At 67.8% G+C, this 4,685-nt stretch carries 5 protein-coding genes, 1 pseudogene and 1 riboswitch; of the genes and pseudogenes, 5 read left to right on the top strand and 1 reads right to left on the bottom strand.

Annotation, left to right across the window (positions count from 1 at the left end; genetic code table 11):
• Positions 1-588, bottom strand: a pseudogene (locus BRAO375_RS34260) (hypothetical protein); the annotation flags it as partial.
• A gap of 219 nt (positions 589-807) precedes the next feature.
• Between BRAO375_RS34260 and BRAO375_RS38300 the strand changes: the two are divergent.
• The 5 genes from BRAO375_RS38300 (at position 808) to BRAO375_RS34235 (ending at position 4,679) form a co-directional block, all read left to right on the top strand.
• Complete coding sequence (locus tag BRAO375_RS38300; protein ID WP_009032002.1) at positions 808-1,590, top strand: lytic transglycosylase domain-containing protein; 783 nt, start codon at positions 808-810, stop codon at positions 1,588-1,590.
• A 78-nt stretch (positions 1,591-1,668) separates the two neighbouring features.
• Positions 1,669-1,781, top strand: a riboswitch (TPP riboswitch).
• Entirely contained in the window at positions 1,769-2,782 is a 1,014-nt protein-coding gene (locus BRAO375_RS34250) for an FAD-dependent oxidoreductase (RefSeq protein ID WP_009032001.1), read from the top strand. (Overlaps the previous riboswitch by 13 nt.)
• Positions 2,773-2,970, top strand: a complete 198-nt coding sequence (thiS, locus tag BRAO375_RS34245; protein WP_009032000.1) for a sulfur carrier protein ThiS — start codon at positions 2,773-2,775, stop codon at positions 2,968-2,970. The genes BRAO375_RS34250 and thiS overlap by 10 nt, the downstream gene beginning before the upstream one ends.
• A 331-nt stretch (positions 2,971-3,301) precedes the next feature.
• On the top strand, positions 3,302-4,084 hold the full coding sequence (locus BRAO375_RS34240; protein WP_009031999.1) for a thiazole synthase: 783 nt from the start codon (positions 3,302-3,304) through the stop codon (positions 4,082-4,084).
• Positions 4,071-4,679, top strand: a complete 609-nt coding sequence (locus BRAO375_RS34235) for a thiamine phosphate synthase (protein WP_009031998.1) — start codon at positions 4,071-4,073, stop codon at positions 4,677-4,679. Before BRAO375_RS34240 ends, BRAO375_RS34235 begins: the two co-directional genes overlap by 14 nt.
• Positions 4,680-4,685: the final 6 nt, after the last annotated feature.

The raw sequence follows: 4,685 nt of genomic DNA, 5'->3' as shown, positions 1-4,685 counted from the left end.
CGCGATGAAGAACAGGCCGAAGACGAATCCACCGTGCAGATTGGCCCACAGTCCGATCAGCACCACCAGCACCAGGGGCGGCGCCTGCTTGCGGTCGGCCGCGTCGAGCAGCCCAGCCATCCAGCCCACCAGCAGCGGAAAAGCCAGTACATGCGGTCGCGCCAGGAGATGCGGCAGGCAGAGCAGGAACGCCGCGACGACGAACAACAAGGTCGTGCTGTCGCGCAGATGCCTGCTCAGCATGCGGGTGAACAGCGCGAACGACAGCGCAATCGCGGAGGCGGCCAGCACCACCGGCCCGGTCCAGCCGGCGAGCTTGTAGACCGCGGCATAGGCGACCTGCGCCAGCCATTGCGTGGAGATCCACGGCGCGCCGCGCATGGTGAAGGAGTAGACGTCGACCTCCGGCACGGCACGGTGATCGATGATCCATTGCCCGACGGTGATCTGCCACAGCGTGTCGGGATCGTTGAGCAGCCGGTTGCCCGAGACCAGCAGCAGGGCATAGACGCCGGCGCCGACCCATAGCGCGAGCTGCGCCTGTGCGCGCCCGGCGGTCGCTTCGGTGTGGGTGACGGAGAGCGTCATTGCGGCATGACCCTGGCTGAGAGACCCGCCAGCCAATCACGCCGCGCTCTAATTCGCGGTAAACCGCGGCGCGGCGGGGCGCGGCTGGCTCGCCCAGGCCCCTTCGCCCCATTTTTGCCACATTATCGCCCGGCGTTCGCGCCAATTACGGTGCGTAAAGTGTAAATGCGTGTCGGGGGGCTGCTCGGCACGCGCGTGGTTCCCGGGGGATCCTGACACATGAAACGTCTCGTGCTGACGGCCTGCATCGCGGGCTTTGCGATGGCTGGTCACCTGCCGTCCGTCATGGCGGCCGAGGATGCGAGCCCTGAGGCCGCCAAGACCCGGTCCGGCAAGATCAAGCTGGCGCATGTCCGCGCCGACAGCATCAAGGAGCTGGCCGCACGCAGCGCCGTCACCAAGACCGCGCGCGAGGTCGAGGCGATCGAGGCGGTCAGCAGCGCCGATACCGGCCAGCCGATGAATGCCAACGCCGCCGCGCCGGCGGAGGCCGACGCCGTCCCGGCCGACGCCCCCGAGCCGCGCGACAGCGAGCGCAAGGCGGCCGACGCCAAGCCGAAGCACATGAACACCGGCCATCCGCATATCGACGCGCTGGTGGCTGTCCACGCCGCCGCCAACAACATTCCGGAAGCGCTGATCCACCGCGTCATCGTGCGCGAGAGCAAGTATCAGAAGGACCTGGTCGGCCGCTGCGGCTGCATCGGCCTGATGCAGATCAAGCTGGGCACCGCGCGCGGCCTCGGCTACACCGGCGACGCGGCCGGCCTGCACGATCCCAACACCAATCTCACCTATGGCGTGCGCTACCTCGCCGGCGCCTACCGCGCCGCCCGCGGCGACCACGACCGCGCCGTGGCCTATTTCGCCAAGGGCTATTACGAGGAAGCCAAGCGGCAGCGCTTGGCCGACGCGCGGCCGGTCAGCCGCTCCGAGCGGGTGGCCGCGCCGCTCGACATCACGCCGAAAATCGCCGCCTCGCGCCACGCCCGCGCGCACTGATACGATTTGGTTCCTAAGCCGGTGCCTGCGTCTTTCCGTGACGCTCCGTTGACACGGAGCCGGTTCGGTCTATTTTAAGCGCGTTCCGAGGGGAGCTCCGAGGGGGAGCTGAGATACCGCAGCGTGAATGCGGTGACCCTTTGAACCTGATCCGGGTCATGCCGGCGAAGGGACAGGGATGCAGCAGACAACGACCCGCGGGGATCGTCCCGTATCCATCATCGGCGCCGGCATTGCGGGCGCCTGGCAGGCTTTGCTGTTCGCACGCGCCGGCCACGACGTGACGCTTCACGAGCGCAGCGACGCCGATCTGATGCTCTCCACCAGCCATTGGGCCGGCGGCATGCTGGCGCCGTATTGCGAGAGCGAAATCTCCGAGCCCGTCATCACCCGGCTGGGCCTGTCATCGCTCGATCTGTGGCGACGCGAGATGCCGGAAACGCCGTTCAACGGCTCGCTGGTGATCGCGCATGCCCGCGACCGCGCCGACTACGACCGCTTCGCGCGCCGCACGTCCGGCTATCAGCGCCTCGATGCGGCTGCGCTCGCCGAACTCGAGCCATCGCTCGAGGGGCGCTTTCGCGAGGGCCTGTTCTATCCCACCGAGGGCCATGTCGAGCCGCGCCGCGTGCTGCCCAGGCTGCATCAGCGCATCGTCGAGGCCGGCGGCCGCGTGCTGTTCAACAGCAACGTGACGGCCAGTGATCTCGACGGCCTCGTCATCGACTGCCGCGGCCTGGAGGCGCGCGAGGCCGAGCCGGAGCTGCGCGGCGTCAAGGGCGAGATGATCCTGATCGAAACCTCCGAGGTGCAGCTCGCGCGCCCCGTGCGCCTGATGCATCCGCGCTTCCCGCTCTATCTGATCCCGCGCGAGGCCAATCTGTTCATGCTCGGCGCCACCTCGCTCGAGGCCGAGGACACCGGCGTCAGCTTGCGCTCGGCGCTCGAGCTGCTGGGCGCCGCCTACTCGGTGCATCCGGCGTTCGGCGAGGCGCGCATTCTCGAATTCGGCTCCGGCTTGCGCCCCGCCTATCCCGACAATCTGCCGCGCATCACCGTCAAGGGCGAGCGCGAGATCCGCGTCAACGGCCTCTATCGCCACGGCTTCCTGATCGCGCCGGCGCTGGCGCAGGCGACCTTGAACTACGTGGAGCGCGGCCAGATCGACAACGAGGTGATGCGATGCGCGTGACCGTCAATGGCGAGGCCCGCGACATCAGCTCCACCGATGTCGCCGCGCTGCTGTCCGAGCTCGACTACGAAGGCACCCATTTCGCGATCGCGCTGAACTACGACGTCGTGCCGAAGAGCCGCTGGGCCGAGACATCGCTGAAAGCGGGCGACGAGATCGAGATCATCACCCCGCGGCAGGGAGGTTAACGCTGATGGCGCGCGCGCTCTCACCACGCCCCCTACTGTCGTCCCCGCGAAAGCGGGGACCCATAACCACAGGCCGCGGTGAGGACGCTCGGTCTCTCCCACTGTGCCGCCGCGTGAGATCACGCGGTATGGGTCCCGGCGTTCGCCGGGACGACATGGGGAGAGAAGTCGCGTCACACCTGCAGCTGTCATCGCCCGGCTTGGCCTGGCGATCCAGTACGCCGCGGCCTCTCGGCTTCACCACACCGCCTCTGGAATACTGGATCCCCGCTTTCGCGGGGATGACGGCTGTATTCGTAGCGACCACCGTCCGACATGACGGAGACACTCCATGCTGAAATTCTACGACAAGACCGTCACCTCGCGCCTGCTGATCGGCACCGCGCTGTATCCCTCGCCCGCGATCATGCAGGATGCGATCCGCGCGTCCGGCGCGGAGATCGTCACCGTGTCACTGCGGCGCGAGGCTGCCGGCGGCAAGACCGGCGATGCATTCTGGAAGCTGATCAACGCGCTCAATGTCACCGTGCTGCCGAACACCGCCGGCTGCCGCAGCGTGCGCGAAGCCGTGACGACCGCCAAGCTCGCGCGCGAATTGTTCGGCACTTCCTGGATCAAGCTCGAAGTCATCGGCGACAACGACACCTTGCAGCCCGACGTCGTCGGACTGGTCGAGGCGGCCACCATCCTGATCAAGGACGGCTTCGAGGTCTTCCCCTATTGCACCGAGGATCTGACGGTGGCGACACGCCTCGTCGATGCCGGCTGCAAGGTGGTGATGCCCTGGGCCGCGCCGATCGGCTCGGCCAAAGGCATCATCAACCGCGACGCGCTGAAGCTTTTGCGCGACCGCCTGCCCGATATCACGCTTGTCGTCGACGCCGGCCTCGGCGCGCCGTCGCACGCGGCCGAAGCTCTGGAGCTCGGCTACGACGCCGTGCTGCTCAACACCGCGATCGCCAAGGCCGCCGATCCCGTCGCGATGGCCCGCGCCTTCAAGCTCGGCGTCGAGTCCGGCCGCACCGCCTACGAGGCCGGGCTGATGGACGCCCGCGATTTCGCCTCGCCCTCCACCCCTGTCGTTGGGACCCCGTTCTGGCATGCCGTATCCTGATCGCTTCTATCCCGTCGTCGACAGCCTCGCCTGGGTCGAGCGCCTGACCAAGCTCGGCGTCGGCACCGTGCAGTTGCGCGCCAAGGACCTCAACGATGGCGAGGCACTGCAGATCGTCACCGACGCGCTGGCCATCACCAAGGGCACCGCGACCAGGCTGATCGTCAACGACTATTGGCGCGCGGCCATCGTGGCCGGCGCCGAGCACGTCCATCTCGGCCAGGAGGATCTCGCCGACGCCGACGTCAAGGCGATCAAGGACGCCGGCCTGACGCTCGGCCTCTCGACCCATGATGATGCCGAGCTGGAAACCGCGCTCGCGGCCGAGCCCGACTACGTCGCGCTGGGTCCGATCTTTCCGACCACCCTGAAGGCGATGCGCTTCGCCCCGCAGGGCATTCCGAAGATCGCCGTATGGAAGCAGCGCGTCGGCAACATTCCGCTGGTCGCGATCGGCGGCATCAAGCTGGAGCAGGCCACGGAGATCTTCGCAGCCGGCGCCGATTCCATCGCGGTCGTCAGCGACGTCACGCAGAATGCCGATCCTGACGCGCGCGTTCGCGCCTGGCTCGATGCGACCAAGGAGCCGGCATGATGCGCG

It is taken from the genome of Bradyrhizobium sp. ORS 375 (assembly GCF_000239775.1).
In the GTDB taxonomy this organism is placed as follows: domain Bacteria; phylum Pseudomonadota; class Alphaproteobacteria; order Rhizobiales; family Xanthobacteraceae; genus Bradyrhizobium.
The sequence above is the reverse complement of the archived record's forward strand: the minus strand, read 5'-3'. Positions and strand labels throughout refer to the sequence as shown.

Excerpts from the sequence above, each read along its gene's own strand:
- BRAO375_RS38300 (WP_009032002.1), top strand. The coding sequence starts at position 808 with ATGAAACGTCTCGTGCTGACGGCCTGCATCGCGGGCTTTGCGATGGCT.
- BRAO375_RS34250 (WP_009032001.1), top strand. The coding sequence starts at position 1,769 with ATGCAGCAGACAACGACCCGCGGGGATCGTCCCGTATCCATCATCGGC.
- thiS (WP_009032000.1), top strand. The coding sequence starts at position 2,773 with ATGCGCGTGACCGTCAATGGCGAGGCCCGCGACATCAGCTCCACCGAT.
- BRAO375_RS34240 (WP_009031999.1), top strand. The coding sequence starts at position 3,302 with ATGCTGAAATTCTACGACAAGACCGTCACCTCGCGCCTGCTGATCGGC.
- BRAO375_RS34235 (WP_009031998.1), top strand. The coding sequence starts at position 4,071 with ATGCCGTATCCTGATCGCTTCTATCCCGTCGTCGACAGCCTCGCCTGG.